A 359-nucleotide genomic window follows, 5' to 3' on the forward strand; every position below is an offset into this window, starting at 1 on the left:
CACACGCCTCGACCCGCACCCGCGCACCCAGCCCGGACAACTCCGCCACCAGCTCGGCCGCACCCGGCGCCCGCGCACCACTCCGGCTGACCAGCAGCAGATGCCGCACCCCGTAAGCGGTGACCAGATGCCGGGCCGCCAACGCGCCCAGCCCACTCAGACCACCGGTGACCAGCACCGTGCCCTGCGGCCCGAACACCGCAGCCCGCTCCTGCCCCACCGGTGCGGCCGCCCGCACCAGCCGCGGCGCCCACACCGCACCCGCCCGCACCGCCAGCTGCGCCTCACCCGAAGCCAGCGCCCGACCCACCGCATCCCCATCCAGCGGACCGGCCTCCACATCCAGCAACACCAACCGG

Annotated in this window: 1 protein-coding gene; it reads right to left on the reverse strand. The window is 75.8% G+C overall.

All coding sequences use genetic code 11. The annotated features are described in order from the left end of the window. Positions 1-310, reverse strand: a 310-nt coding sequence (locus tag ACWJ6R_RS38135) for a KR domain-containing protein (RefSeq protein ID WP_449066821.1), incomplete at its 3' end; no start/stop codon positions are given. Between the last annotated feature and the right edge of the window lie 49 nt (positions 311-359).

It is taken from the genome of Planomonospora algeriensis (assembly GCF_977012225.1).